This is a genomic window from Paenibacillus planticolens, assembly GCF_013141725.1.
GTDB lineage: Bacteria > Bacillota > Bacilli > Paenibacillales > NBRC-103111 > Paenibacillus_E > Paenibacillus_E planticolens.
The window spans coordinates 448,270-474,974 of record NZ_WHNZ01000022.1 but is presented as its reverse complement, the minus strand read 5'-3'; the positions used below and the strand labels follow the sequence as shown (position 1 = coordinate 474,974).

The 26,705-nt window shown below is 49.9% G+C and carries 23 protein-coding genes; 15 read left to right on the top strand and 8 right to left on the bottom strand.

Going from position 1 to position 26,705, the window contains the following annotated elements:
- Positions 1-66: 66 nt before the first annotated feature.
- On the bottom strand, positions 67-1,266 hold the full coding sequence (locus tag GC097_RS13270; protein WP_246294178.1) for an ornithine--oxo-acid transaminase: 1,200 nt from the start codon (positions 1,264-1,266) through the stop codon (positions 67-69).
- Positions 1,267-1,747: 481 nt separating this feature from the next.
- On the opposite strand from GC097_RS13270, the gene aspA reads away from it, so the two are divergent.
- Positions 1,748-3,166: an aspartate ammonia-lyase gene (gene aspA, locus GC097_RS13265; protein ID WP_171683757.1), complete on the top strand. Its 1,419-nt coding sequence runs from the start codon at positions 1,748-1,750 to the stop codon at positions 3,164-3,166.
- 29 nt (positions 3,167-3,195) lie between these two features.
- Here the strand turns inward: aspA and GC097_RS13260 are convergent, their stop codons facing one another.
- The 4 genes from GC097_RS13260 to GC097_RS13245 all read right to left on the bottom strand — a co-directional run bounded on the left by GC097_RS13260 (position 3,196) and on the right by GC097_RS13245 (position 7,243).
- Positions 3,196-3,909, bottom strand: a complete 714-nt coding sequence (locus tag GC097_RS13260) for a DUF1361 domain-containing protein (RefSeq protein ID WP_171683756.1) — start codon at positions 3,907-3,909, stop codon at positions 3,196-3,198.
- A 135-nt stretch (positions 3,910-4,044) separates the two neighbouring features.
- On the bottom strand, positions 4,045-4,962 hold the full coding sequence (rocF, locus tag GC097_RS13255) for an arginase (protein WP_171683755.1): 918 nt from the start codon (positions 4,960-4,962) through the stop codon (positions 4,045-4,047).
- Between the two features lie 205 nt (positions 4,963-5,167).
- Positions 5,168-6,400, bottom strand: coding sequence for an aminopeptidase (locus tag GC097_RS13250; RefSeq protein ID WP_171683754.1), 1,233 nt, complete (start codon positions 6,398-6,400; stop codon positions 5,168-5,170).
- Positions 6,401-6,469: 69 nt separating this feature from the next.
- Entirely contained in the window at positions 6,470-7,243 is a 774-nt protein-coding gene (locus tag GC097_RS13245) for a helix-turn-helix domain-containing protein (protein WP_171683753.1), read from the bottom strand.
- Between the two features lie 163 nt (positions 7,244-7,406).
- Here GC097_RS13245 and GC097_RS13240 point away from each other — a divergent pair, with 163 nt between their 5' ends.
- The 3 genes from GC097_RS13240 to uxaC all read left to right on the top strand — a co-directional run bounded on the left by GC097_RS13240 (position 7,407) and on the right by uxaC (position 10,823).
- Entirely contained in the window at positions 7,407-8,216 is an 810-nt protein-coding gene (locus tag GC097_RS13240) for a phytanoyl-CoA dioxygenase family protein (RefSeq protein WP_171683752.1), read from the top strand.
- Positions 8,217-8,363: 147 nt separating this feature from the next.
- Positions 8,364-9,296, top strand: coding sequence for a VanW family protein (locus tag GC097_RS13235; protein ID WP_171683782.1), 933 nt, complete (start codon positions 8,364-8,366; stop codon positions 9,294-9,296).
- A gap of 126 nt (positions 9,297-9,422) precedes the next feature.
- Positions 9,423-10,823: a glucuronate isomerase gene (uxaC, locus tag GC097_RS13230; RefSeq protein WP_171683751.1), complete on the top strand. Its 1,401-nt coding sequence runs from the start codon at positions 9,423-9,425 to the stop codon at positions 10,821-10,823.
- 83 nt (positions 10,824-10,906) lie between these two features.
- Here uxaC and GC097_RS13225 read toward each other — a convergent pair whose 3' ends face one another.
- Entirely contained in the window at positions 10,907-11,728 is an 822-nt protein-coding gene (locus GC097_RS13225; RefSeq protein ID WP_312875661.1) for a helix-turn-helix transcriptional regulator, read from the bottom strand.
- A gap of 157 nt (positions 11,729-11,885) precedes the next feature.
- Between GC097_RS13225 and GC097_RS13220 the strand changes: the two genes are divergently transcribed.
- The 3 genes from GC097_RS13220 to GC097_RS13210 all read left to right on the top strand — a co-directional run bounded on the left by GC097_RS13220 (position 11,886) and on the right by GC097_RS13210 (position 14,920).
- Positions 11,886-13,169 (top strand): Gfo/Idh/MocA family protein, encoded by a 1,284-nt coding sequence (locus GC097_RS13220; RefSeq protein WP_171683749.1) that lies wholly within the window; start codon positions 11,886-11,888, stop codon positions 13,167-13,169.
- Between the two features lie 22 nt (positions 13,170-13,191).
- The gene (locus tag GC097_RS13215; RefSeq protein WP_171683748.1) at positions 13,192-14,232 is read left to right on the top strand and encodes a dienelactone hydrolase family protein; all 1,041 of its coding nucleotides are present in this window, start codon (positions 13,192-13,194) and stop codon (positions 14,230-14,232) included.
- Between the two features lie 76 nt (positions 14,233-14,308).
- A complete protein-coding gene (locus tag GC097_RS13210) occupies positions 14,309-14,920 on the top strand; it encodes an SLOG family protein (RefSeq protein ID WP_171683781.1) in 612 nt (203 codons plus the stop codon).
- Positions 14,921-14,933: 13 nt separating this feature from the next.
- Here GC097_RS13210 and GC097_RS13205 read toward each other — a convergent pair whose 3' ends face one another.
- Complete coding sequence (locus GC097_RS13205; RefSeq protein ID WP_171683747.1) at positions 14,934-15,797, bottom strand: LysR family transcriptional regulator; 864 nt, start codon at positions 15,795-15,797, stop codon at positions 14,934-14,936.
- Positions 15,798-15,928: 131 nt separating this feature from the next.
- On the opposite strand from GC097_RS13205, the gene GC097_RS13200 reads away from it, so the two are divergent.
- On the top strand, positions 15,929-16,804 hold the full coding sequence (locus tag GC097_RS13200) for a DMT family transporter (RefSeq protein WP_171683746.1): 876 nt from the start codon (positions 15,929-15,931) through the stop codon (positions 16,802-16,804).
- Between the two features lie 778 nt (positions 16,805-17,582).
- Here GC097_RS13200 and GC097_RS13195 read toward each other — a convergent pair.
- Positions 17,583-17,726: a hypothetical protein gene (locus GC097_RS13195; protein ID WP_171683745.1), complete on the bottom strand. Its 144-nt coding sequence runs from the start codon at positions 17,724-17,726 to the stop codon at positions 17,583-17,585.
- 195 nt (positions 17,727-17,921) lie between these two features.
- On the opposite strand from GC097_RS13195, the gene GC097_RS13190 reads away from it, so the two are divergent.
- From GC097_RS13190 to GC097_RS13160, 7 genes are all read left to right on the top strand, one after another.
- Positions 17,922-19,991: a bifunctional aldolase/short-chain dehydrogenase gene (locus tag GC097_RS13190; protein ID WP_171683744.1), complete on the top strand. Its 2,070-nt coding sequence runs from the start codon at positions 17,922-17,924 to the stop codon at positions 19,989-19,991.
- A 33-nt stretch (positions 19,992-20,024) separates the two neighbouring features.
- A complete protein-coding gene (gene rhaI, locus GC097_RS13185; protein ID WP_171683743.1) occupies positions 20,025-21,245 on the top strand; it encodes an L-rhamnose isomerase in 1,221 nt (406 codons plus the stop codon).
- Positions 21,239-22,741 (top strand): rhamnulokinase, encoded by a 1,503-nt coding sequence (gene rhaB, locus GC097_RS13180; RefSeq protein ID WP_171683780.1) that lies wholly within the window; start codon positions 21,239-21,241, stop codon positions 22,739-22,741. Before rhaI ends, rhaB begins: the two co-directional genes overlap by 7 nt.
- A 9-nt stretch (positions 22,742-22,750) precedes the next feature.
- A complete protein-coding gene (locus GC097_RS13175) occupies positions 22,751-23,518 on the top strand; it encodes a DeoR/GlpR family DNA-binding transcription regulator (RefSeq protein WP_171683742.1) in 768 nt (255 codons plus the stop codon).
- 110 nt (positions 23,519-23,628) lie between these two features.
- The gene (locus GC097_RS13170; RefSeq protein WP_171683741.1) at positions 23,629-24,372 is read left to right on the top strand and encodes a (Fe-S)-binding protein; all 744 of its coding nucleotides are present in this window, start codon (positions 23,629-23,631) and stop codon (positions 24,370-24,372) included.
- On the top strand, positions 24,359-25,876 hold the full coding sequence (locus tag GC097_RS13165; RefSeq protein WP_171683740.1) for a LutB/LldF family L-lactate oxidation iron-sulfur protein: 1,518 nt from the start codon (positions 24,359-24,361) through the stop codon (positions 25,874-25,876). Before GC097_RS13170 ends, GC097_RS13165 begins: the two co-directional genes overlap by 14 nt.
- On the top strand, positions 25,869-26,615 hold the full coding sequence (locus GC097_RS13160) for a LutC/YkgG family protein (protein WP_171683739.1): 747 nt from the start codon (positions 25,869-25,871) through the stop codon (positions 26,613-26,615). Before GC097_RS13165 ends, GC097_RS13160 begins: the two co-directional genes overlap by 8 nt.
- The last annotated feature ends 90 nt before the right edge of the window (positions 26,616-26,705 follow it).

The window sequence follows — 26,705 nt, the reverse complement described above, 5'->3', positions numbered from 1 at the left end:
AAGTAGCTAACCCACGCGGTTCCCAAAACAGGAGACGGCTGATTTTTTCCCGCGCACCCTTGCCGCCTAAACCCCGCTCAGCACATCATGCACGTGCTGCCAAGCCCAATCGAGCTCCTCTTTCGTAATCGTGAGCGGAGGAGCGAACCGAATAATGTGCTCATGTGTCTCTTTGCACAATAAGCCCTTCTCCTTCAGCTGTTCGCAGAACGGACGAGCCGAAACCTTAAGGTCAATACCAATGAACAGCCCGCGCCCGCGGATTTCCGCGATGCTGGGGGACTGTATTTCCTGAAGCCGCTTCAGGAAATACGCCCCAAGCTCATCCGAGCGCTCCGCGAGCCGCTCGTTCTCGATAACTTCCAGCGCCGCGATAGCGACGGCGCAGCCGAGAGGGTTCCCACCGAAGGTGGAGCCGTGTGAACCGGGCTCGAAAACCTCAAGCACCTCCCGGTCTCCGGCCACAGCCGAGATCGGAAATACCCCGCCGCCGAGCGCTTTGCCCATAACGTACAGGTCCGGCGTGACGCCTTCCCAGTCCGTAGCGAAGCGGCGGCCCGTGCGGCCGAATCCCGTTTGGATTTCGTCCGCGACGAAAAGCACCCGATTCGCTTGGCATAGCTCATAGCATTCCCGCAGGTAACCGTCCTGCGGAATGACAATGCCGGCCTCGCCCTGAATCGGCTCGAACAAAAACCCGGCCGTGTTCGGCCCGATAGCCGCCCGAAGCGCTTCCGCATCCCCGTAAGGGATGATGCGGAAGCCCGGGGTGAAGGGGCCGAAGCCGCGTTTATATTCCGGCGACGAAGAGAAGGAAGTGACCGTGACCGTGCGTCCGTGGAAATTCCCCTCGCAGACGATAATTTCCGCTTGATCCGCCGGAATCCCTTTTACGTCGTAGCCCCAGCGGCGAACCGCTTTTACCGCCGTTTCGACCGCTTCGGCTCCGGTGTTCATCGGCAAAACCATCGGCTTATTTGTGTATGCCGCTAATTTTTCATAAAAAGCCCCGAGTGTCTCGCTATGAAAAGCTCTGGAAGTCAGAGTGACTTTCTCCGCTTGTTCATGCAAAGCCTTCAAAATATGAGGGTGACGATGCCCCTGATTCAAAGCCGAGTAAGCGCTCAGCATATCCATATAACGGTTGCCAGCCGGATCCTCGACCCAAACGCCTTCCGCTTTTGAAATCACGATCGGCAGCGGGTGATAATTGTGTGCTCCGTATTTTTCGGTTTTTTCGATGATCAACGAACTTTTTGTATCCATCAGTATTCCTCCTTGGAGTGCAACCTGGCCAAACGTCAGTGATAAATTCATTGTCACACATGGCGAGCTTGTAATCCATTGTATTCTTCCCCGCTGAACGTTGCGAATGTGCTCCGAATTGTTGTGCGTGTGAGCGAAGTGTCCTTTGCTTTTGGCATGCTGCCGGCATATATAAGTAAAGAGCGTTAGCGTTGATACAAGTTTTCTCGAAATGTGCAAAGTTCAATCATGGTATTGACGAATATGGGAAATATTATTTGAAGGCTGCGAAAACAATGCGTAATCTGAAAATGCTTTCATTGTCACATAAATTTATTACAGAACGTGTCAGATATTGCAGGATTCTTTGCTGGAAGAGCGAATAGTTCTGATAGACACTGTACATTACAGTGGTCAATAATTATTTGTCCATAAAGGATGCTACTAGAACACCTACTTCGCAACGAGCATTTACTTTAAAGAAAAAGGAACGGTGTGTAAGATGAGTATTCGCATTGAAAAAGATTTTTTAGGTGAAAAACAAGTTCCGGCCCATGCCTATTACGGCATTCAGACGATGCGTGCGCTTGAGAATTTTCCAATTACAGGCGTTAAAATTCACGCAGAGCTTATAACAGCTTTAGCAGAAGTAAAGAGAGCCGCAGCTCTGGCGAACATGGAAACCCACATGCTGCCTAAGAAAATCGGGGAGCATTTGGTTAAAGCAGCCGAGGAAGTAAGAGACGGCAAGCTGGTTGATCAATTTATCGTAGATTCCATCCAAGGCGGAGCGGGAACTTCGATTAATATGAATATGAACGAAGTGTTGGCCAATCGGGCACTGGAGCTGATGGGCGAGGAGAAGGGCAGTTATTTCCACTGTAATCCAAACAACCATGTCAATATGTCGCAATCGACGAATGACGTTATTCCTACGGCGATCAAAATTGCCGCGTACCGGTTATCCACGCAATTGATTGAGACGATGACGTCGCTGCAGAGCGCTTTTGCCCGGAAGGAAACGGAATTTGACGATGTGATCAAAATGGGAAGAACGCATCTTCAAGATGCAGTTCCGATTCGCCTTGGGCAAGAATTCGGTGCCTATGCACGTGTCTTGCAGCGAGATATCAACCGGATTCGCCAAGCTTCCGTCGGTCTTTTGACCGTCAACATGGGGGCGACTGCTGTAGGAACGGGGCTGAATGCGAAGCCAGAGTACGTAGACCGCGTGATGTTCCATCTAAAAGGGCAGTGCGGAATTCCGGTTGAAAATGCCGAGCATTTGGTCGATGGCACTCAAAACATGGATGCATACACAGAGCTTTCCGCTTCATTGAAAGTTTGTGCAGTGAATCTTTCCAAAATATGCAACGACATCCGCCTCATGGCTTCCGGTCCGCGCGCCGGTTTAGGGGAGCTAAAGCTGCCTCCGAGACAGCCGGGATCGTCCATCATGCCGGGCAAAGTGAACCCCGTCATGCCGGAAGTTGTAAACCAAGTAGCATTCCAAGTTATTGGGAACGACCATACGATTTGCCTGGCATGTGAAGCAGGCCAATTCGAGCTGAACGTCATGGGGCCGGTTCTTGCGTTTAACTTGCTGCAATCGCTGAAAATTTTGCGCAACGCGGCGGATGTATTCGAACGCTTTGCGATTGAGGGCTTAGAGGCTGACCGCGAGCGGTGCCGCACCTTCGTCGAGCAAAGCTTCGGCATCGTAACGGCCTTGAACCCGCATCTTGGCTATGAGGTTGCCGCGCAGCTGGTGAAAGAGGCCGTGCGCACTGGCATGACGCTAAAGGAGCTGATCCTGGAGCGCGGACTGCTGACCACGGAGGAGATTGAAGAAATCCTCAATCCGATTCAAATGACGACGCCGGGTATCGCCGGCGAAAGATTGCTGCAGCCTGCCGATTAGGACAGGGCTGAATAAACGAACGCCTCGGCTCATCGTGATGATGGGCTGGAGGCGTTTATTTTTTCCTCTGCAAGCTTCGAGCTGCCTACACCGTTGATAAGTATATAGAAAGTTGCGTAAACCGTAAGGATTACAAAACCAACCAGCAAGCAGAAAATAAAAGCATCTTTGTGCAAACTCCGTTGCAGAATACTCACGATTTTCATGTTCATCAGCGCATCCCAGCTATTCAACCGGTATTCTCTTCCCAAAAGAATGCCGTACCCGCTCAGCAGCGAGGTAGCGATGATGAGCAGCCACGAGAGGACGCGGCCCCAGCTTTTCATCGCGATTACATGAATCATATACATGGAGCTGCACCCCAACAATAATCCGTTCCAAGCAAATAAAAAAATAGTGAAAAGATCATACCAATAATTAATGCTCCATGTTTTTTTAGGCATATAGGAGTTTTTTAGAATCGTTAAATGAATGAAATCGGTGACGATATACGGAGCATTCGGGAGGAACAGCAGCCACGCTAATCCTAATACGAGAATGAGAATTTTTCTGGAAGCAAAGGGTTTAAGCGGATGTAAAAAATAAGCTCCCAAAGCGAAGAGATTAGGGATCCACGCAAGGAACAGATTCCAAAGCAGAAATTCATAATACGTTTGGTTTTTGAAAAGCAAATAGATCCCGATCGTGCACAATGAAAGGAGAGCAAGTAAAATCTGCAAATACCATTGATTCAAAGTTTTCATTCTAAGCTCCAGTCATATTAATCTGATAGGTTAGCTATATTTTACCAATTATAACTGCAAGCAACAAGCAGAAAAACCCGCATCCCAGAAGAGGGAGCGAGTTTTCGGAAAGATCTGCAGTCGGCAAGAATGCTGCTACAAAATTTGCTTGCCCAGCAATGAGCTGATCAGTCCGACGGCTAATTGCGAGGTTTTGTTGTTATCGTCGAGCAGCGGATTGACCTCAACGAATTCAGCGGATGTGACGATGCCTGCTTCGTGCAGCATTTCTACGGCGAGATGGGCTTCGCGGAATTGCAGTCCGCCTTTTACCGCCGTCCCAGTGCCAGGGGCTTCAAGCGGGTCCAAGGAATCGACGTCAAAGCTGAGATGAACGCCGTCCGTTTTACCGCTTATATAAGCGATGGCATCCTGCATCACAGCCGCCATCCCTTTGATATCGATATCATGCATCGTGTAACATCTAATGCCCAGCGCCCGGATCAGTTTTTTCTCACCTTCATCCAGCGAACGCGAGCCGATAAGGACAATATTTTCCGGCTTTACTTTCGCCAAATCCCTTTTAATGCCGGTTAACAAAGGATGTCCCATGCCAAGGCTGATCGCCAGGGACATGCCGTGAATATTGCCGGACGGGCTGGTGTCCGCTGTATTTAAGTCGGAATGCGCATCAATCCAAATAACGCCTAAGTTGTTATAATGCCCGGATAATCCTGCCAGAGTCCCGATGGCGATGCTGTGATCCCCGCCAATGACGAGGGGGAAATGCCCTTGCTCCGCAGCCTTGGACACTTGTTCGGCCAGGCGCGTATTTATCTCGATAACCTCAGCTAAATATTTTAAATTCGTTTTATCCACCTCAGGCGCAAGCGGAGCTGCTTTATCGCCGGGGAGGCGAATCTCCGCCACGTGCTCAGCGGCGATATCCATTTGCTGCAAGCCCCGCAATAAGCCTGCTTGCATGATGGCTTTAGGGCCTTTACTAGCCCCTCGCCGGCCTGCTCCAAGGTCAAATGGCACGCTAATCGCAGCAATCGTCGGTTTGGTACTCATACGATCAACTCCTCTTGTTTGGATAGGGTTGCCTAAATTTCCGTCAGCCTTCTGACTAACATTCCCAAATTCGCAAGAACCAATGCTCCCGGTTCGCTGCTATTTGTCCAAGTACGGACGTTAAAAAGGTAGTTTCTTTACTATATGAAAAAAGAACCTCCCGTTCCACACTTATTGTGGGTTTGGAAGGTTTCTTTGGTTTATGTTAATATGCCCAATTGCCCTTGCGGAAAATAGGTTCAATGCGGCCGTCCGCATGCTCGCCGTCAATGTCCATATCGGCAGAACCGATCATAAAATCAACATGGATCAGGCTGTCATTAAGGCCGGCTTGCAGCTGCTCTTCCTTGGACATGGAAGTTCCGCCCTCCACACATGTCGGGAAAGCACTTCCCAGAGCCAAATGATTAGAAGCATTTTCATCAAAAAGCGTATTGAAAAAGATCAGATTCGAGTTAGAAATCGGTGAATCATGCGGTACAAGCGCAATTTCTCCCAAATAATGAGAGCCTTCATCCATTTCGATCATTTCTTTCAAGGAGTCGAAGCCTGTCTCGGCTGTATAGTCGACGACACGTCCGTTATCAAAAGTGATCGTAAAGTTGTCGATCAAATTGCCATGATAGCTTAACGGTTTCGTACTGCGTACTGTTCCTTGCGTTCCTTGACGATGCGGTGAAACAAACACTTCTTCTGTCGGAATATTCGGGTTGAATTCAAAACCGCCCGTTCCGTTGGTAGCAGAACCCCCGCGCCAAATATGGTTTGGCGGCAGCTCGACAGTCAGTTCAGTGCCTGGGGCGCGGTAATGAATTTTATGAAATTGCTTCTCGTTAAGGAGTTCTCTTTTGCTGCGCAGTGTAGCGTTGTGCTCGTGCCAAGTTTGCACAGGGTTATCTTGATCCACCCGGACAGCTTTGAAAATGGCGTCCCATAAAGCGTTCATGGCAGCTTCTTCCTCCAACTGCGGGAACACTTTGCTGGCCCAGGCCGGAGATGGCGCAGCGATAATCGACCAGGTCATGAAATAGGAAGACATGCTTTCTCTCCACTTCTTAAGTTTCGGACCTGCCGCTTTGGAATTAGCGGAAATACGCGCGGGATCGACTCCCTTCAGCAGCTCGGGATCATCGGCGTTAATCCACAGGTAGGCCCCGTTGTTTTCCGCCAATTCTGTAAGGGCTTGCGCTCTCCACGACGGATACTCGTGAAAGGCTTCGTCAGGAGCATGCATATATTTAATTTGAGTGGAGATTTCATCCTGCCATTCGATATGTACGTGTTTGGCTCCTGCTTCATAAGCTTTACGGGATATGTGGCGCACGAGAGCAGGATGGAGTATGGGAGCATTGATCCAAAGCGTTTGACCAGACTGAATATTCAAACCGACGCGGACGATAAGCTCCGCATATTTGTCAAGATTACGTTCAAAGGTCATAGAAAATCCTCCTTTATTCTATATCTTGCTAGCAGTTTATCGTGCGGGCATCGAACTGTCAAATAAATTTTACCGTCGCTCTTTCATGAAGGTTCTGGGGTTTGTGCCATGCCATTTGCGGAATTGATTGGTGAAGTGATTATAGTTTTGAAAACCTACGTCATAGCACACTTCTGAAGCGCTGCGCTGTGTATGCTCCAGCAGAAGAGCAGCCTGCCTGATCCGCATCCGGTTGAGGGAATCGATAATGGAATAGCCGGTGCTGGCTTTGAAAAGATGAGCAAGTCTCGAGGGGGAGAGCCCGACATGCTGCGCCAGCTCCTCGATGCGGACAGGCTCGCGCATCTGCTGCGATAACAGGTAGAGGACCTCTTCAATGCGCGGGTCAATTTTACGGCTTGTTTTCTGCGCCATGATGAGCAGAATTTCCCGCAAGGAAGAGAGAATCAGCTCAAACCAATATTCGCCGCGCTCTCTGGAATCCTGGAGAATGCGGGCAAAAGCTTGATAGATGCGCTCTCGAAGCGACTCGCTTTCAATTGTAACGAAAAGCTGCTCTTCCTTCGGCAGCAGATTTGTTTCTGTGAGAATGGATGGAAAATGCGCCCAGACAAAATGCCAGCTATGGTTCTTCCGCGTACCGTAGTGCTGCGGTGTCCCCGGAGCAAGAAGCGTGAGGTCCCCGGCCCGGCAGCGTCTTTCATTACCGGCGTGTTTAAAGTAGCCTTCCCCATCCAGTGTGAAGCAAAGGAGCCAATCGCTGCGTCCCTGGGGACGTATGGTGACATACGAATCTGTTTCTTTGAAATGTCCTGCCAAGAATGTGTTTTCTTCGCTGTTCATGGGGATCTCTTCCTTCCTGACCGCTGCCGGGTGATGAGTTGAGTATAACAGAAGATAGCAGAATTGTAGGAGTAATTAGCAGCATTCTTACTTCTATGCCAGGGCAAAGTTCGATATGCTGAATTCATGAAAGTACTCTATGGGACCTTGGGGGGAAGACGAGATGACAAGCGCATTGCTAATACTGACAGAGGAGCAAAAACAGCATTTTGAAAGAGAAGGATATTTGATCGTAAAAGGTTTGTTTTCAGCGGAAAATCTGGCAGAAATCGATGCCACATTTGCAGATATTGCTATGCGTCCGGTGCCGGGCCATTTTGAGCCTGATTTGCAGGCGGAGGGGTCTGATCCGTTAAAGCGTTACCCGCGGGTTATGCAGCCGCACCGCTTCAATGAGACGGCGAAGAAGTATATGCTGCATCAGCCGGTCATGGAGGCGTTAGCCGATTTGTATGACGAAGAGGCACTGGCTGCGCAGAGCATGTTCTATTACAAACCGCCGGGTTCCCGCGGTCAAGCGCTTCACCAGGATAACTTCTATCTGCAGGTTGAGCCCGGCAACTGTATTGCAGCCTGGACTGCGATTGATGCGGCAGATGAGGAAAACGGCGGCTTGCTCGTCGTTCCCAAAACCAACGCGCTGGAGTTGTCTTGTCCGGATCTTGCGGACGCCAAGGAGTCGTTTACGACGCACTATGTGAAGCCGCCTAAAGACGAGAAGGCGATGCCTGTCGTCATGGACAGAGGCGATGTGCTCTTTTTTAACGGCAATCTCATCCATGGCTCGTATCGCAACAAAACGAAGGACCGCTTCCGCAGGGCGTTCATTTGTCATTATGCCAATCAGTCCGCTACGCATATTAGCAACTACTATCGTCCTTTGTACCGCCAAAACGGCGACACCGTCGACTTGGAAATCAACCCGAATGGCGGCCCCTGCGGCGAAGAGTTCCAAATCGTTTACCCGCATTAAAAAACATCCTATTAATTGGAAAATAAGGACTTGTCCTCGGCCAGCCTCATGGTTGGGGACGGTCCTTTTTGCATGATCGTCATGAGGTCATTTATTTGGTATGGAAAATTTTCAATTGTTTACAATAGGGGAGGGGTGATTGATTTGATGATACATGGATGGATTGCGGGGCTGTTGCTCTTATTACAGCAGAGCGAAGCGCCGGAAACCGCAACCAAGGATGGGACTTCTCCAATTCAAGCGAATGTGCAGCGTGAGGCCTACAGGCTTGACTATGTGGATTTGCCGTTGATCGATAATGAACGTTTAAATCGACTTATGGTCGAGATGGAGAAGAAAGCGTACCGAAAGCCGGTGAACGCTATTATTAGCGATGCCGGCGTCATTGTGAAAGAGATCCCGGGCGCAAGGCTGAACCGGAAAGCGTTTGTGGAACAATTTTATAACCATTTCTACAGTGATGGACCTTTGGAATTCGATGTTCCGCAGTCGTCCATTTATCCTAAAGTCGATAGTGAGCTGCTTGCCAGCATTCGGGTACATCCAATCGGCTATTATGTCACGTATTTTAATTCGAATAATAAGCACCGCTTTACGAACATTAAACTGGCGACTCAGGCGATTAACAATTACGTAGTTCTGCCGAACGAGACGTTTTCTTTTAACCGGGTTGTTGGTGTTCGTACGCGTGGAAGGGGCTATATGCCCGCCAAAGTCATTGTCAGGGGCGAATTCTCTGAAGGGATCGGTGGCGGTATTTGCCAAACTTCCTCAACGCTTTTTAACGCGGCGGACAGGGCGGGGCTTACGATTGTGGAAAGATACTCGCACAGCCGATCGGTTCCCTATGTTCCCTCAGGGAGAGACGCGACGGTAAACTGGGGAGGTCCTGATTTTAGTTTCAAAAACAACTATAATCAGCCTGTCCTTATCAGAGCTCAGGCTTTGCCCGGGCGCGTGTATGTCAGCATCTACTCCTCCGAGCAAATTAATCATAAGCCGCGGCATGTTCCGGGCGCTTCCAAGGCTTTACCGGAAGAAATAACGGTGGGTGCAGATCCGAATAAATCAGCTCCCTAGACATGGTTAAGGTCAATATATGCATATTTCACAAAATTAAAGCAAAAAATCACAAGATTTCACCGCCACCTTCCGCTACAATAAAGGGCAGATCATTCAGGTCAGAGAAGGGTGGAAATTCACTTTATGAAAACGTTTTTAGATGAAAATTTTTTGCTTACCAATGAAACAGCCGTTCATTTGTTCCACGAATATGCCAAAGATCTGCCAATTATTGATTATCACTGCCATTTGAGCCCTAAAGAAATTTATGAAAATAAACAATTCAACACGATTACCGAAGCATGGTTGTATGGCGACCACTACAAATGGAGAATGATGCGCGCTAACGGCGTTGAAGAGAATAAAATTACCGGCGAAGCTAGCGATTATGACCGTTTCGTTGCTTGGGCAGGAACGCTTCCGATGGCGATAGGCAATCCGTTATATCACTGGTCCCACATGGAGCTGCAAACGTATTTCGGTGTGTATGACCTGATCAATGAACAGAATGCGCCTGCGATTTGGGAAAAAGTGAATGCGAAGCTGGCTGAAGGCAGTTCACGCGCCAGAGACCTGATCACGAATTCCAAAGTAACGGTCATTTGCACAACGGACGATCCGGTTGACTCCCTGGAATATCACATCAAAATCAAAGAAATCAAAGATTTCAATACGCAAGTGCTGCCATCCTACCGTCCTGACAAAGCGCTTGAAATTAACCGCGCGACATTCCTTCCATGGATTGCTCAGTTGGAAAAAGCGGCCGGCATCGCGATCTCGTCTTACGACGATTTGCTTGCGGCACTTGAGAACAGAGCTGAATTCTTTAATTCGGTAGGATGTAAGGTGTCTGACCATGCGTTGGATTATGTGCCTTTTGCAGTGGCGACCAAAGAGGAAGTAGAGCAAATTTTCAAATCTGCGCTGGCCGGTAACGCGGTTAGTTTGGAAGATGAGAAGAAATATAAAGCCTTCACTTTGTTATTCCTTGGCGGCGTGTACAAAAAGTTGGACTGGGCGATGCAGTACCACATTAACGCGTCCCGCAACAATAACGGACAAGCTTTTGCGAAGCTCGGCCCGGATACTGGATTCGACTCCATTAACGATAGCCTTGTAGCGAGCGCGCTTACCGGCTTGCTTTCATCGCTTGCTGTTGCGGATTCACTGCCGAGAACCATTCTTTATTCCTTGAATGCCCGCGATAATGAAATTCTCGCATCCTTGATGGGCAGCTTCCAAGGCGACGGCATCCCAGGCAAAATCCAGCTTGGCGCCGCTTGGTGGTTCAACGATACAAAAGACGGCATGGTTTCGCAAATGAAATCGCTCGGCAATTTCGGATTGCTCGGCCGTTTCGTCGGCATGCTTACCGACTCCAGAAGCTTCTTGTCGTACACAAGACATGAGTACTTCCGCAGAATTTTGTGTAACATGTTCGGCGAGTGGGTCGAAGCGGGCGAGTTCCCGAACGACGAGCAGCTGCTTAAGCAATTGGTACAAGGCATTTCCTACGATAACGCGAAACAATACTTTGGGTTTTAAATAGGAAAGGGGCTTCCCGCGAGTAGATTGATCTACTTCTGGGGAGCCCCTTTTTATATGTGGGAGACGCCCGTCCAACCTAACTACTGGCTGAGCCTCATCAGCTTCCGGCATTCCAGCGGTGTCTGCGAAGTGACCTGCTTGAATACGCGGCCAAAATGAGCGACACTGTCGAAGCCGGATTGCTCGGCGATATGAATCACCTTCAGCTTCGTTTCTCTGAGGAGCCGCTGCGCTTCTCTGATTCGCACATTGTTCAAATATTCAACGAACGAAAAGCCGGTCGTTTCTTTAAACGAACGGCAAAAATAACTGGGACTAATGTAAAACGTCTCCGAGATGGAGGCGAGCGTCAGCCGAGTCCGATAATGCTCGTTGATGTAAGCCACAATCTCAAATATTTTGGGATTGTGGGCTTGCGGGTGCTCCTGCGCGGAGCTGAGCTTGTCGGTCAGCCGCGAGCAGAAGATCAGCAGCTGCGTAAACAGCGCCCGGCTGTTCAATTGCCAGCCGCTTAGCGCTTGCTGCTGCTCTCTAAGCAATTGAAACAGCAGATTCTCCACTAGGGTACGATTCGTACCGCTAAGGGAGAATACGTGCTGCTTTTGCACGAAAGGCAGGAGCAAATGCGTGGAGGCATCTTCACCGATGGAGCGAATCCACCTGTCATCGAAACTGAGCAAAATGCGTTCATGCGTCTCCGCATCGACATTTCGCGTTTTGTGAAGCTGATTTTTATCGATAAAGACGAGATCGCCTTCCTGAATGAAGTACGAGCGGTCCTGTATAAAGTAGTAGCGCTTGCCACTCAGCAAATAGTAGATTTCATAATGATCATGAAAATGATTCACCTGCATCGAATAAGGGCGATCTCTGCGCAGTCGTTCGATTTCGTATTGGATCACAAGGGACACCTCTCGATCATGCCAAAATAAATGTACTCTCATTATAGCAAAATATGCAAGGATTGAAAGACGATAGATAAGATTTGAATAGAAACACAACAAATATTGTATTAATCTTGAGGTAAGAAAACTTATTCTCGAGAGGGGTTTAATCGATATGAAAAAACGTTATGCAATCGTCGGCACCGGAGGACGGGCTGAGTTTTTCTATGGCGCTATCGTAAGAGATTTCCAAGATACATCAGAGTTGGTTGCCATCTGCGATATGAATCAAACGAGAATGGATTTTACAAACGGCTTGCTGCAAAACAAATATGAATATAAGACGGTACCGACTTATAAAGCGAATGAATTCGAAGAAATGATCCGTAGAGAGAAGCCTGATTATGTGATTGTAACTTCGGTTGACCGTACGCATCATACGTATATTATAAAAGCGATGGAGCTAGGGTGCGATGTGATTTCGGAGAAACCGATGACGGTGGATGAAGAGAAATGCCAGGAAATTCTCGACGCGATCAAAAGGACGGGCCGTCAGCTTCGCGTGACCTTCAATTACCGCTACGCTCCGCACAATACGAAAATCCGTGAGCTGATTATGGACGGAACGATTGGTGACGTGCATTCCGTGCATTTTGAATGGCTGCTGAATACCGAGCATGGAGCAGACTATTTCCGCAGATGGCACCGGGATAAGCGCAATGGCGGCGGGCTGCTGGTGCACAAATCTACGCATCATTTTGATTTAGTGAATTTTTGGCTGGGGACGCGTCCTGATACGGTTTTTGCGATGGGCGGCTTGATGTTTTATGGCCGGGAAAATGCCGAGAAGCGCGGAGAAACGAAGTTCTATCAACGTGCAACGGGGAACGAAAACGCGAAGGGCGACCCTTTTGCCCTCCATTTGGATCAAAACGAGCACCTCAAAGGCCTATATTTGGATGCAGAGCATGAAGACGGCTACCAGCGCGATCAAAGCGTTTTCGGCGACGGCATTAATATTGAAGATACGATGGGCGTAATGGTTCGTTACAAAAATAAAGCAATCCTGACCTATTCCTTGAATGCTTATATGCCATGGGAAGGCTTCAACGTGCAAATCAACGGCAGCAAGGGCCGTATTGAGATGAAGGTCGTAGAGAAATCCTACGTGAATTCCGGCGGCAAAAAAGAAGACGAAGGCGCTTTGCAGGAGAAAACGATTAAAGTATTCCCGATGTTCGCGGCTCCTTACCAAGTTCAGATCGAAGAAGGCGTTGGCGGTCACGGCGGCGGCGATCCTGTGCTGCTTCGCGATATTTTTGAGAAAGCGTCTGACGACCGATTCCAAAGAGCGGCATCCCATGTGGACGGTGCTATGTCCATTCTTACAGGCATCGCGGGCAATATTTCACTGCGTACGGGACTACCGGTTGCCGTTGATAAATTAGTCACTTTTTAGCGGATGAGAGTGAGGGGATTGTATGTGGAATCCAGATGCTGTTATGGAGAAGCTCTATCATTCCTATGAGCAAAAGCGTCAAGAGCAGCAGCGGCAAGAGACTGCCGGCCAGACTAGAGACAGGCTGAAACAAGGTTTAGCCGACTCTTTGCAAATAGGGATGCTGAAGGAAGATGAGCCTCTTCCTGTTCTTCTGGAGCGGATTGAGCGGGAAGATCACATTCGTGAGCGCATCGAGTTCGGTACGGTGTTGGGATTCCGCGTCCCTGCTTATGTCCTGATACCTAGGGGGAAAAAGGGACCGTCTGCAGCGGTGCTTGCTCTGCACGGGCATGGTTATGGCAGCAGGCAAATTGCCGGCATGCATCCGGATGGCTCCGAAAATACGGGCGAGCCGGATTCCCATGGCAACTATGCGCTGGAATTAGTGAGGCGAGGCTTCATCGTGATGGTACCTGAGATCATCGGTTTCGGCGATCGCCGATTGGCTGTGGATCTCAAGGAAGGAAAGGTTGGCAGCTCATCCTGCCAAGCGCTTGCGTCCCATCTGCTGCTGTACGGCATCTCGCTGGCAGGGCTGCGCGTGCAGGAAGCGCAGCGTGCCATCGACTATATGCTGTCTCGCGATGATGTTGACGGCGGCCGCGTAGGCTGTTTCGGCTTCTCCGGAGGCGCCTTGATCGCTTCATACACCGCGGCCATGGACGAACGGGTCAAAGCGGCGGTACTATGCGCTTTTGCCAATACTTTCAAAGGCAGCATTATGCATGTCCGCCACTGCATCGACAACTACTTGCCCGGCGCGCTGGCGTATGGGGAGCTGCCTGAATTAATGGGGCTCATAGCACCGCGTCCGCTGTTCATTGCTTCAGGCAAACAGGATCCAATTTTCCCAGTTGCAACGGCAGAAGTCTCGATTCAGTATTTGCAGAACTTGTACACAGAAGCGGGTGCGGCCGAGAATTTGGGGTTTCATTTGTACGAGGGCAAGCACGAAGTGAATGGAAGTCAGGCGTATCCTTGGCTTGTGAAAGCTATGGAAAGAGAGCTGTCCGGTCATTAACCGGAGGCTCTTTTTGCTTTCTATCGTATGCTATCTGTGCTACCCTGTAGGAAGAGTTTACAAGGTGGTGGGCTTTCTGAAACGAATCTTAATTACTGGCTATAAAGCATCCGAACTGGGCATTTTTTCATTAAAACATCCGGGTATCCCGATTATAAAAAAAGCCATTCAAAAAAGACTGACTCCGCTGATTGAAGAGGGACTGGAATGGGTCGTTGTCAGCGGTGGATGGGGCGTTGAACTGTGGGCGGCCGAGGCTGCTCTTGAACTAAGGGAGAGTACTTTTCCGGAGCTGAAATTGGCTGTCATTACGCCTTTTTTGGAGCAGGAAGAGAAGTGGAGCGATGAGAAAAAGAGTTGCTACACGAGCGTTATGAATCGGGCGAATTACGTCAACAGCATTACGAAGACCAAATATGAAGGACCGTGGCAGTTCAAAGAGCGGGACAAGTTCCTGCTGCGCAATTCGGACGGCATTCTGCTAGTGTACGATGAGGATACGGAGGGATCGCCGAAATTTATGAAGCTGCAGGCTGCGCAGTTGGCGGCCGGACACACTTACCCGATTATAACGATCAATGCCGCCGATCTGCAAAATGTCGCAGAAGATGAGCAAGGCGACCAGCACGGAGATCAGTGGGGAGATATGGACTCCCCTGTCAATGATACGGATTACCAGGAAATATAAAGAACTCATCTCCCTAAGCCCCTGAATCTCCTGGGATCATTCCGATTAATGCGTTAAGCGAGCTGCTAACAAATGCATCTTTGCGTGTAATAAATTCAGTTTTGATAAAGCGGTAAGGTTGAGGGATTGCAAAAGTGCGAATTAAACCTTCTGCCTCATGTTTTTGCGTGACGGCTTTGGGCATGAGCGAAATCCCTAGTCCTGCTGACACGCCGCCTATTATGGCTTCAAGCATGCCGAATTCCATGATGACCGGATGCGGTGTGCCGATGGACTGCAGCCACTGTTCCAAAACGTCACGATAAGAGCAGCCCGGGCTAAAGACTAGTATGGGCTTCATTAAAGCTTCAATAAGATTGGCTGTATGAGGTCCGGCCGCGACAACCAATTCCTCTTCGTATGCCGGGATAGACTGCAAGTCAGGATGTGTGTAGGAACAGCCGATAAACGCGCCATCCAGCTCGTACCGAAGTACTTTTTCGATTAAAAATTGGGAATGTCCTGTCGTCAAAGAGAGCTGAACATTGGAATGCTGCTCATAGTAGAAGGCAAGCAGTTTGGGAAGCCTGACCGCAGCAGCCGTCTGTGTCGAGCCAATCAAAAGCGGACCGCTGGGTTCAGCGGAGGAAGACATGGCCAGGACAGCTTCATCCAGCAGGCCGACGATTTTATCGGCATACGCCAGCAACGTTTTTCCGTTGGATGTTAATGACATGCCCCGGTTATGCCGGAAAAAGAGAACTGTCTGCAGCTCTGACTCCAGCTGTTGAATGCGAGCGGTAATATTGGATTGTACATAGCCGAGCCGTCCGGCAGCTTTGGTAACTGAGCCTTCACGTGCAACCATTTGAAATACTCGCAAATCTGCGCTCTCCATTGTTTTGAGCCTCCGTATCGCAATGATTTTGGTATCACTATTTATGATGTTGAGTATCTATAGTAATCATTATACATAATTCCAAACCTCCTTTACAATGGAATCAACTTGCTGATAGGGAGGTTTTTAGGATGAATAAATATAAATATATTGCACTAATACTTGTCACAACCTTTGTCATGGGGGTTTCTTTTCCCGTTGGGAAAGTGGGGATGGCCTATGCGGCGCCTTTCTTTTTGATGGGAATTCGTTTCGTTTTGGCAGGGGGCATATTGGCTGCTATCGTTTGGAAAAAGCCTCGTCCCGTTGGCCGGATGTGGGGGAATGCGGCGTTGATCGGCCTGATTCAATCTGCTGGGGTGATGGGCTGCGCCTATTACAGCATGCATTGGATTAGCTCGGGTGAATCCTCGATCATTACTTGTACGAACCCGCTGCTTGTTATCATACTGGGTACTTTCTTGACGGGAGCCAAGTACCGCGGGCGTCAATGGTTCGGCGTAGCGTTTGGTTTTCTCGGAGTGGTCATTACCTTTGGACTTCAGATGAATTTCCAAGTGGGTACTTTGATCGGCTTTGCAGGGGCCATATTTTTTGCTGCATCTACGCTGCTTATTAAGCGATGGGGAGCTGAGTTTGATATGAACGTACTGGCAGCTTATCAGATGCTTGCAGGGGGGATCGCGCTTCTCCTTCTGAGTGCAGTGACTGAGCATCCGTATTTTACCTTTACTGCTGCGTCCGTAACCGTGGTGCTCTGGCTTGTTATCATGGGATCGATCGTTCAATTCGTCCTATGGTTTTATTTACTCCGCAGCGGAGACCCGGCCAAAACTAGCGCCTTTTTGTTTCTAGTCCCGGTGTTCGGGCTTCTTTCCAGCTGGCTGCTGCTTGGCGAGAAAGTCGCATGGTATGTCAGCCTGGGCGGTGCTTTTATTTGTGTGGGTATCTTTTTAGTGAATTGGGAGGGAAAGGCTCACTCGGATGGGCGTTTGGTTAGAGTGTGAAGGTGAGATGTGCTTGCTTGTGGTAGATAGCATGTGATACATGCAATCAAGAGGAGTATATGTGCCTACGCATCCTGTTGGATGAAATCCAATGAAATGGCGCTTTTGGCGGTTAAAAAGCAACTGTCATTGGAAAGATTCCAATGACAGTACTCAAAAAGGGGCTAAAACAATAGCGGAATCGCACCTTAATTGGATTTCGTCCAACGAGAATGCAATTTCGGCAGCAAAAAGGGAACTTTTATTGGATTTCATCCATTGAAAGTTCTCGCATGGCCGCTTGAGAGTTTCAACTTATTGATATGCTGCCGGTATTAAACTTATCGCGGCCGATCTGCAAACTGGCCCTTAATTTAACGCTGTAAAGCAAGCTTAAAGTTGGGGAACGACCATGTTCTCCTCGATTTTTCAGCTGAGCCGTCGTTTTTCAGCGTTAAAGTAGGCGGAGAGGGGAAAAGGTTGAAGTTAGCGCTGTAAAACAAGCTTAAAATCGGGGAACAGACCATGATCACCGGAATCCTCATATCCGGCAGAGATAAGCATGTTTTACAGCGCTACGGAGTGCAAACTGAGCATTCCCCATACGCTAGCGCTGAAAAACAGCGTTAAAAACTCAAACATCACCGGAATCCTCATATCCGGCAGAGATAAGCATGTTTTACAGCGTTACAGAGTGCATACTGAGCATTCCCCATACGCTAGCGCTGAAAAACAACGTTAAAAACACAATCATTACCGGAATCCCCAAATCCGGCAGAGATAAGCATGTTTTACAGCGTTACCGAGTGAAATCAGAGCATTCCCAAAACGTTAGCGTTGAAAACAGCGTTAAAAACACAACCATCACCGGAATCCCATATCCGTGCCGGATAAGGGTTATCTCACTCTGCCCCGCAGCCGCTGCCCGCAGTCCGCCGTTCATCTCACACCTCCATTGCCGCCCAATGGAGGTGTTTTTTCTTCCTCCCACCAAAGAAAAACAAAAATAAAAATAATTATTCAAAAATAAACAAAGATGTGTTACGATGAATCCATCAAAAACAAACACAACTTCATGGGATGTGAAGAGGAGAGACTTTGAGCAGCGCTCAAAGATCCCTATATTAGGAGGGTATTTATGGTTGCGAATTTGTGGGAAGCAGAAAAAGCAAGCAACGTTTCAAAAGGCGTCGAGGAACTGGTTTACCGTTCCAACTTACTGGGGACAGATCGCGCAGTAGCTAACTGGGGCGGGGGAAATACGTCCTACAAAACGATCGAGAAGGATTTCCGCGGCCGTGACGTTGAAGTCATGTGGGTCAAAGGAAGCGGTTCCGACCTTGCGACGATGAAAGCAAAGAATTTCACAGGTCTTCGCATGGAAGACATCCGTCCTTTGTACGAAAGAGACGAAATGTCCGACGAAGAAATGGTCGCTTACCTTGTTAACTGCATGATCGACAGCAAGCACCCGCGCGCTTCGATTGAGACGCTTTTGCACGCGTTCTTGCCGTTCAAACATGTGGATCACACGCATCCGGATGCGATCATTTCGCTATGCTGCTCGCATAACGGCCGTGAGCTGGCGAAAGAAATTTATGGCGACCGTTTCGTATGGGTACCTTACGTACGTCCTGGCTTTACACTGTCCAAGATGATCGCCGAAGGTGTAAGAAACAATCCGAAAGCCGAGCTGGTGCTGATGGAGAAGCACGGTCTGGTTACATGGGGCGAAACGTCCGAGGAAAGCTACCTCAAAACGCTGGCGATCATCAATGAAGCTGAAAGCTTTATCGAAGCGCGAGTCAGTGAGGATAACCTGTATGGCGGCTCCAAATACGAGTCCCTTTCCGATTCCGAGCGCAGCGACATCTTGGCGCAAGTGCTGCCAATCGTTCGCGGAGCTGTCTCCCAAGAGAAGAAAATGATCCTTACCGTAGACAGCGCTGACGATGTATTGAAGTTCGTAAACAGCAAGGATGCAGCTGTCCTTTCCCAAGTGGGCGCAGCTTGCCCGGATCACCTTGTTCACACGAAAATGAAGCCGCTTTACATCGACTGGAATCCGAATTCCCGTGATGCCGCTTCCTTAACGGAAGCCTTGCAAGCCGGCATCTCAGCATACAAAGAAGAGTACAAAGCGTACTTCGAACGCAACAAAAATGAAGGGGACGTGATTTTCGAAACGGCTCCTCGCGTTATTTTGATCCCGGGAATCGGGATGATCAACACTGGCAAAAGCTGGGCCATGGCGCAAGTTAGCGGCGCGCTTTACCACCGTGCAATCTCTGTGATGAGAGGCGCTACGGCTCTTGGAACATTCGTTTCCTTAAGCGAAAACGAGTCCTACAACGTGGAATATTGGCCACTTGAATTATACAAATTGACGCTTGCTCCTGCAGAAGCGGAATTCTCCCGCAAAATCGCCTTTATCACTGGCGGCGCAGGCGGAATCGGAAGCGTAACGGCTCGTCAATTCCTCAAAGACGGCGCGCACGTCGTGCTGGCTGACTTGAATCTTGAAGGCGCACAGAAATTAGCGGCAGAACTGAACGAGCAATATGGCGAAAACAGAGCCATCGCCGTCAAAATGGACGTAACGAAAGAAGAAGAAGTGGAAGCGGCATATCGCGATTCGATCCTCAGTTACGGCGGTGTTGACATCATCGTGAACAACGCGGGTCTTGCGACATCAAGTCCTTTTGACGAAACTTCCCTCAAAGAGTGGAACCTGAATATGAACGTGCTTAGCACAGGATATTTCTTGGTAGCTAGAGAAGCTTTTAAAATTATGAAAAAACAAAGCGTTGGCGGCAGTATGGTATTCGTCGGCTCCAAAAACTCTGTATTTGCAGGTAAAAATGCCTCTGCTTACTCAACGGCGAAAGCTGCTGAAATTCACTTGGCGCGCTGCATCGCAGCTGAGGGCGGCGAATACGGCATCCGCGTTAACTCCGTATTGCCCGATGCGATTCTGCAAGGTTCGGCGATTTGGAACTCCAACTGGCGCAATGAGCGCGCTGCAGCTTATGGCATCGAACCGGATCAACTGGAAGAGCACTATCGCAAGAGAACGACGCTGCTTGTCAATATTTTCCCGAAAGACGTTGCGGAAGCAATCGTGTACTTCGCTTCTTCCAAAGCAGAGAAAACGACGGGCTGCATGCTCACCGTTGACGGCGGCGTTCCGGCTGCATTCACCCGCTAATCCGTTCCATATCCAAAAGGAGGCTATTATCCGATGAGCGATAAAGCATATGCGCTGTTTGAAGAACAGCAAGCAAATAGAGGTATTGACCTGGCGGCAGTAAAAGCCAAACTGAAAGCCCTCAAAGTAGAAACTCCTTCCTGGGGCTACGGGGATTCCGGAACTCGTTTCAAAGTGTATAAGCAAAACGGCGTGCCTCGCAATCCTTTCGAGAAGTTCGAGGATGCTGCACAGGTTCATAAGCTGACGGGCGTTTGCCCGTCGGTTGCCATCCACATTCCTTGGGATAAAGTGGACGATTACGCGAAGCTGAAGCAGCATGCGGCTGATCTGGGTGTTTCCATCGGTGCGGTGAACCCTAATCTTTTTCAAGAAGATGATTATATTTTCGGAAGCGTGACGAATTCGAACGCAGCGATTCGCCGCAAAGCGACGGATCATTTGCTGGAGTGTGTGGACATCGCCAAAACGGTGGGCTCGGACATTTTGAGCCTATGGTTTGCTGACGGTTCCAACTACCCGGGGCAAGTCGATATTCGTGCACGCAAAACTTGGATGTATGAGGCGCTCAAAGAAATGTACGACGCAATGACGCCAAGCATGCGCATGCTGATTGAATATAAATTCTATGAGCCTGCTTTTTATCACACGGATTTGGCGGACTGGGGCATGGCGTTCAATATGGCTAACAAATTGGGTCCTCAAGCGGAAGTGCTTGTAGACACAGGCCACCATCCGCAAGGTACAAATATTGAGCATATCGTGACTTATTTATTAGATGAAAATAAACTCGGAGGCTTTCACTTCAACTCCCGCAAATACGGGGATGACGACTTGATCGTCGGCTCCGTGAACCCTTACGAGCTGTTCCTGATTTTCTACCAAATCATCGATGCAGCAAACGATAAAAATCCGCAAATCCGTCAAGCCGCAAACAACATCGCATACATGATCGATCAAAGCCATAATATCGAGCGCAAAATTCCTGCCATGCTGCGTTCTGTGCTGAATGTTCAAACTCAATACGCAAAAGCTCTTCTCATCAATCTCGATGAAGTGAAAGACGCTCAAGAGCGTCAAGACGTTCTAGGCGCAGAAGACGCGGTTCGCAAAGCTTTCGAATTCGATGTTACGCCGCTGCTGCAAGCCGTTCGCGAAGAGATTGGCGTACCTGTTGATCCTATGAAAGCGTACCTGGAGAGCGGTTACGACGAAAGCATCAATGTTCGAGGCAAAGGCGGTGCGAGCTGGTGAGTAAACCCTCAAGCGTTCTGGCCTTTGATTTGGGAGCAAGCAGCGGCAGAGCGATCGTCGGACGACTTGATTCTGAAGCGGGCCAAGTGACGATCGAGGAAATTCACCGCTTTTCGAATGATCCGGTGAAGGTGGGTGACCACCTTCACTGGGACATTTTGCGCCTGTTTCATGAATTGAAACAAGGCATTTTACAGACCAAGCATTTGGGATATACGGATATTGAAAGCTTGGCCATCGATTCCTGGGCGGTAGATTTCGGTCTTCTCTCCAAAAATGGCGAGCTGCTTGGAAATCCTTACCATTATCGTGATCATCAGACCGACCATGTCATGGAGAAGGTGTTTGCAACCGTCGGACGCGAAAAGCTTTATGCCAAAACGGGGCTTCAATTTCTGCAATTCAACTCGATTTTTCAGTTGGCTGCGATCAATGATAGAAATCCGGAGCTGCTCGAACGCGCTGAAACGTTCTTGATGATTCCCGATTTGCTCCGCTACTTCTTAACGGGCGAAAAGCATAGCGAGTTTACGAATGCTACGACGACACAGCTTTTGAATGCGACAACGAAGGCGTGGGATACGGAACTTCTGGAGCAGCTTGAAATTCCAACCGATCTGTTCCTGAATCCGGTTCCATCGGGCACACGTGTAGGCTCACTAACCGAGGACATCTGCCAGGAGCTTGATGTTGCTTCCATCCCAGTCATAGCCGTCGGCGAGCATGATACGGCTTCTGCCGTCGCCTCCGTCCCAGCGCTAGACGATGACTTTGCTTTTTTAAGCTGCGGCACTTGGTCCTTATTGGGCACTGAAACGTTGGAGCCAGTCTTAACCGAACAGGCTTTAGCGTGGAACTTCACGAACGAAGGCGGCGTGTATGGCACGAACCGGCTGCTCAAGAACATCATGGGCTTGTGGCTGATTCAGGAGTGCAAACGGACGTGGGATAAAGAAGGCAAAAAAATGAGCTTCTCCGAGCTCGTCCAGCTTGCCCAGCAGGCGAAGCCGTTCGAATTCTTCATTGATCCGGACGACGACATGTTCCTCAATCCGCCGCATATGCCGAAGCAAATTCAGCAGTATTGCCGGGAAACGCAGCAGGCTCAGCCACAGACCGAAGGCGAGATCGTGCGTTGTATTTTAGAAAGTCTAGCTCTCAAATACCGGTTTGTTCTGGAGCGGACCGAACAGCTCACGGGTAAAACGTACGCCGGACTTCACATCGTTGGCGGAGGCATCCAAAATGAACTGCTCTGTCAATTTACAGCGAGTGCTATAGGGCGCGAGGTTTGGGCAGGTCCTGTCGAGGGTAGTGCCTTAGGTAACCTTGTAGTACAATGGATAGCATTAGGGTATATCGCGAATTTGCGCGAAGCCAGGAAGCTGATTCGGAATTCGTTCCCGGTCAAAACGTACATCCCTGAGGATGGCGCGGGTTGGCAGGCGGCGTATGAAACATTTTGTCAGGTGGCGTCCCGATCGAGGATGAAATGAGGGAAGACGATGCTGGTAGCGGAAAGATGGCAGAGAATCGTTCAGTTAGTTAATGAAAGAGGAAGCATTCGCGTGACAGAGCTCAGCGAGCTGTGTCAAGTGACGGAAGAAACGATCCGGCGGGATTTGGACCGGTTGGAAAGCGAAGGCAAGCTGATGCGCAGCCATGGCGGCGCAGTCAGTGTGAAGGAAGCGCAGTCGGAAGTCCCTTTCCTGGAAAGGGAGACGGCTCATGCCGACTTCAAGAACAGCATTGCGAAGGAAGCGGTATCGCATATTCGCGAGGGTGACAGAATCATATTGGATGCGAGCACAACGGCTTGGTACATGGCCAAATTGATTCCCGATATGCCTCTGACCATCTTGACGAATTCAATGAAAGTTGCGCTTGAAGTCAGCGGCAAGGAAAAGATTCAGGTTATTTCAACCGGAGGCCTCCTATCTCCAAAATCGTTGTCCTATGTAGGACCACTGGCGGAGAGATCGCTGGATATGTACCACGTTCACAAGCTGTTCTTGTCCTGCAAAGGCGTTCATACCCAACGCGGCATCAGCGAGTCGAACGAGCTCCAAGCGCTCATTAAGCGCAAAATGATCTCCATTGCCGACGAAACGTACCTGTTGGCGGATCATAGCAAATTCGGCATGCAATCTTTAACGCAAGTGGCGGCTTGGCCCGAAATTAAGCATGTCATTACAGACGGACAAACAAATAAGGAAGATTTGGACTCCATTCGTGAAAAAGGTGTGCATGTCATCCAATTAGATAAAGAGTAATCGACATTGTTCCTTCCATCTCCAGTATGTTCTCTCGTACTGAGGATGGTTTTTTATATAGCCAAATGCCTCTGTGGAGGGAACGATTCAGGAAGGGAGTTAGCTGCAACATGAAAGTATCGATGTTCATTACGTGCCTCAGCGATCTTGTTTATCCCAAGGTTGGCGAGTCTATCGTTCAGTTGCTTGCCAAATACGGAGTGAAGCTGGACTTCCCCGCGATGCAAACCTGCTGCGGCCAGCCTGCCTTTAACAGCGGGTATTGGGATGAGGCGCGAGGTTCTGCGTTAACGCTGCTGGAGGCTTTTGAAGACAGCGATTTTGTCATATCGCCTTCAGGTTCCTGCACAAGTATGATTCATCATTATTATCCGAAGCTTTTTGAAAATGATCCTGTTCAACTGGCGCGCGCTAACCGTCTCGTTGAGAAAACATATGAATTCACGCAGTTCCTCGTGCAAGTGCTTGGCGTTACGGATGTCGGGGCTGAGTTCCCGCACAAGGTGACCTATCATCCGTCCTGCCACGGCAGCCGGCTTCTAGGCATTAAAGCTGAACCGATGCAGCTGATGCAAAACGTTCGCGGCATGGAACTGCTGCCTCTTCCTCATGCAGAGGATTGCTGCGGGTTTGGCGGTACTTTTGCGGTCAAAATGTGCGATATTTCCGGTGCGATGGTTTCAGAGAAATCCGACCATGTGCTCGAGACGGAAGCCGAAGTACTTGTTGGACTCGACATGGGCTGTTTAATGAATATTGCTGGCAATTTATCCTACCGCGGGAAACCCGTGAAGGTGATGCATCTGGCGGAATTATTGGCTGAGGGAGTGAAACTTGCCCATGAGCGAGCATAAACCAAGCGGGACGGTGAAGGACAGATCCAAGATCGCCTTGAACAACGATTTCTTGCGCAATGCGGTGAAATTTACGACGGAGCGGCTGAAGAACGGGAAGCTGGCAGCGGCCGCAGAGCACGGGAATTGGGAAGAATGGCGTGAGCGTGGACGGGAAATTCGCTTGCATACGATTGCGCACCTTGACTACTATCTTGGCAAATTTGTTGAAAATGCGAGGGCGCAGGGTGTGCACGTTCATTTCGCAGCCGACGCGGCCGACGCTGTCCGGTTGACGATGCAGATTGCCGAGCACAAAAAGGCGAAGAGCGTCGTGAAGTCCAAGTCGATGGTCTCCGAGGAGCTGCACATTAACCATGCGCTTGAGGGAATCGGCGTCGAGGCGATTGAGACGGATCTCGGTGAATACATCATTCAGCTTGCCGGCGAAACGCCGTCGCATATCATTATTCCGGCGATTCACAAAAACCGGTACCAGATCGCAGACCTTCTCTCCGAGGACGCAGGGGAAAAACTAGAGCCGGATACCGGGATTTTGGCCGGGTATGTGCGCAGGAAGCTGCGTGAGAAATTCCTTGAAGCCGACATCGGGATGACGGGCTGCAATTTTGCGATTGCCGAAACAGGGTCCATGGTCCTCTTCGAAAATGAAGGGAACGCCCGGATGGTGAGCACCATCCCGAAGACACAAATTACGTTCATGGGGATGGAACGCATCATTCCTACGCTGGACGATCTTGAAGTCATGGCGACATTGCTGCCCCGTTCGGCGACCGGACAGAAGCTGACGGTGTACATGTCTGTCATTTCCGGTCCGCAGCGCAAGCAGGACGGCGATGGCCCCGAGGAGATGCATATCATCATCCTTGATAACGGACGCTCTCTGCAGCTCGGCGATCCGGAATTCCAGGAATTGCTGAATTGCATTCGCTGCGGCGCTTGCTTGAACGCCTGCCCAGTATACCGCCATATCGGCGGTCACGCCTACGGAGGCGTGTACAGCGGTCCGATCGGGGCCGTGCTGACGCCGGCTTTGAACAAAAACGTCGACACGTGGGACGACATTGCGAACGCTTCCAGCCTTTGCGGTGCTTGCTATGAGGCGTGCCCGGTGAAAATTCCGCTGCATGATATGCTCGTATACCTTCGTCAGCGTAAAGTAGAGCGGGGATCGACGGATTTTGCCGAGAAAATGGGCATGAAAGGCTTTAATTTCCTCATGTCCGATGCGAAGCGCGTAAAGGCGCTCATCAAACTCGGTCGCGTCGGGCAAAAGCTGCTCGTCCGCGACGGTCATATTAAAGCGCGAATTGGGCCGCTCAAAGGTTGGAATTCGTATCGATACGCGCCAAGTATGGCGAAGAAGACGTTCCGTGAATCGTGGAAAGACATTGAACAAGAGCTGGAAGGTACCTTTCCTGAGCTTGACGCTGTCATGAAAGCGCGCATGGAGAAGCTGGTGGCTGACCGCAAAAACGGCGGAGGAGGACAACATCATGGCTAAATCGGATGCGGCATTTCTAAATCAGCTGCAGGAGGAAGCGCTCAAGAAGCAGGAGGCGTTCTTCGCTAATATTTCGACGCGTCTAGGCAGAGCGAAGCCGATGCAGACCGCTCCGGCGCACCCGATGAAGGGAGCTCCGGCTTTTTGGGAGGAAGTAAACCTCCCGTTGGAGGAGCGGATCCAGCTGTTCATGTCGAACTGGCAAAAAGCCGGTGGACACACCAAGCGGTTGTCGGGCATGGCGGAAGCGGGAGCGTTTATTAAAGATTTCATCGCTAAAACGCAGGCGAAGCACTTGATCCTGCAAGATCAAGCGGAGCTGGAGACGCTGCGCTGGACGCTGGCTGAAGAGACAGACACAGACTTGACCGTGTGGAACGCGGAGGGCGCCGATCCTGGGGCCAAAGACGAGCTGGTCGCCAAAGCGGCCGGCGCAGATATCGGCATTGTCGCTGTCGAGCACGCCGTAGCATACACCGGCTCGCTAGTAGTCACGTCCGACGCGACGAGAGGCAGAAGCGTCAGCCTGCTGCCTACGACGTTCATCGCGATCATTCCGGTGGATCGGCTTCGGACGAAGTTGGGCGAAGTACTGCGGCCTTTTGACGAGCTTGCGCTAGGCGAGCGGCCCGCAGGCATTCATTTCATCTCTGGTCCGAGCCGGTCTGCCGATATTGAGAACGATTTGACCATTGGTGTGCATGGTCCCGGCATCGTATATGCGTTGATAATCGAATAAGGCAAGGCGAAGGCTGATAACTGGAAAATCCCCATTTAAAATGCTCGGAAAATGACCTCGCAGGGGAAATAGAAGGAAAACGTCCCGTTA

Coding starts and splice junctions, on each gene's coding strand:
- aspA (WP_171683757.1), top strand. CDS start 1,748: ATGAGTATTCGCATTGAAAAAGATTTTTTAGGTGAAAAACAAGTTCCG.
- GC097_RS13245 (WP_171683753.1), bottom strand. CDS start 7,243: ATGAACAGCGAAGAAAACACATTCTTGGCAGGACATTTCAAAGAAACA.
- GC097_RS13215 (WP_171683748.1), top strand. CDS start 13,192: ATGTGGAATCCAGATGCTGTTATGGAGAAGCTCTATCATTCCTATGAG.
- GC097_RS13220 (WP_171683749.1), top strand. CDS start 11,886: ATGAAAAAACGTTATGCAATCGTCGGCACCGGAGGACGGGCTGAGTTT.
- uxaC (WP_171683751.1), top strand. CDS start 9,423: ATGAAAACGTTTTTAGATGAAAATTTTTTGCTTACCAATGAAACAGCC.
- GC097_RS13260 (WP_171683756.1), bottom strand. CDS start 3,909: ATGAAAACTTTGAATCAATGGTATTTGCAGATTTTACTTGCTCTCCTT.
- rocF (WP_171683755.1), bottom strand. CDS start 4,962: ATGAGTACCAAACCGACGATTGCTGCGATTAGCGTGCCATTTGACCTT.
- GC097_RS13160 (WP_171683739.1), top strand. CDS start 25,869: ATGGCTAAATCGGATGCGGCATTTCTAAATCAGCTGCAGGAGGAAGCG.
- rhaI (WP_171683743.1), top strand. CDS start 20,025: ATGAGCGATAAAGCATATGCGCTGTTTGAAGAACAGCAAGCAAATAGA.
- GC097_RS13250 (WP_171683754.1), bottom strand. CDS start 6,400: ATGACCTTTGAACGTAATCTTGACAAATATGCGGAGCTTATCGTCCGC.
- GC097_RS13165 (WP_171683740.1), top strand. CDS start 24,359: ATGAGCGAGCATAAACCAAGCGGGACGGTGAAGGACAGATCCAAGATC.
- GC097_RS13270 (WP_246294178.1), bottom strand. CDS start 1,266: ATGGATACAAAAAGTTCGTTGATCATCGAAAAAACCGAAAAATACGGA.
- GC097_RS13235 (WP_171683782.1), top strand. CDS start 8,364: ATGATACATGGATGGATTGCGGGGCTGTTGCTCTTATTACAGCAGAGC.
- GC097_RS13240 (WP_171683752.1), top strand. CDS start 7,407: ATGACAAGCGCATTGCTAATACTGACAGAGGAGCAAAAACAGCATTTT.
- GC097_RS13200 (WP_171683746.1), top strand. CDS start 15,929: ATGAATAAATATAAATATATTGCACTAATACTTGTCACAACCTTTGTC.
- GC097_RS13190 (WP_171683744.1), top strand. CDS start 17,922: ATGGTTGCGAATTTGTGGGAAGCAGAAAAAGCAAGCAACGTTTCAAAA.
- GC097_RS13195 (WP_171683745.1), bottom strand. CDS start 17,726: ATGAACGGCGGACTGCGGGCAGCGGCTGCGGGGCAGAGTGAGATAACC.
- GC097_RS13205 (WP_171683747.1), bottom strand. CDS start 15,797: ATGGAGAGCGCAGATTTGCGAGTATTTCAAATGGTTGCACGTGAAGGC.
- GC097_RS13175 (WP_171683742.1), top strand. CDS start 22,751: ATGCTGGTAGCGGAAAGATGGCAGAGAATCGTTCAGTTAGTTAATGAA.
- GC097_RS13170 (WP_171683741.1), top strand. CDS start 23,629: ATGAAAGTATCGATGTTCATTACGTGCCTCAGCGATCTTGTTTATCCC.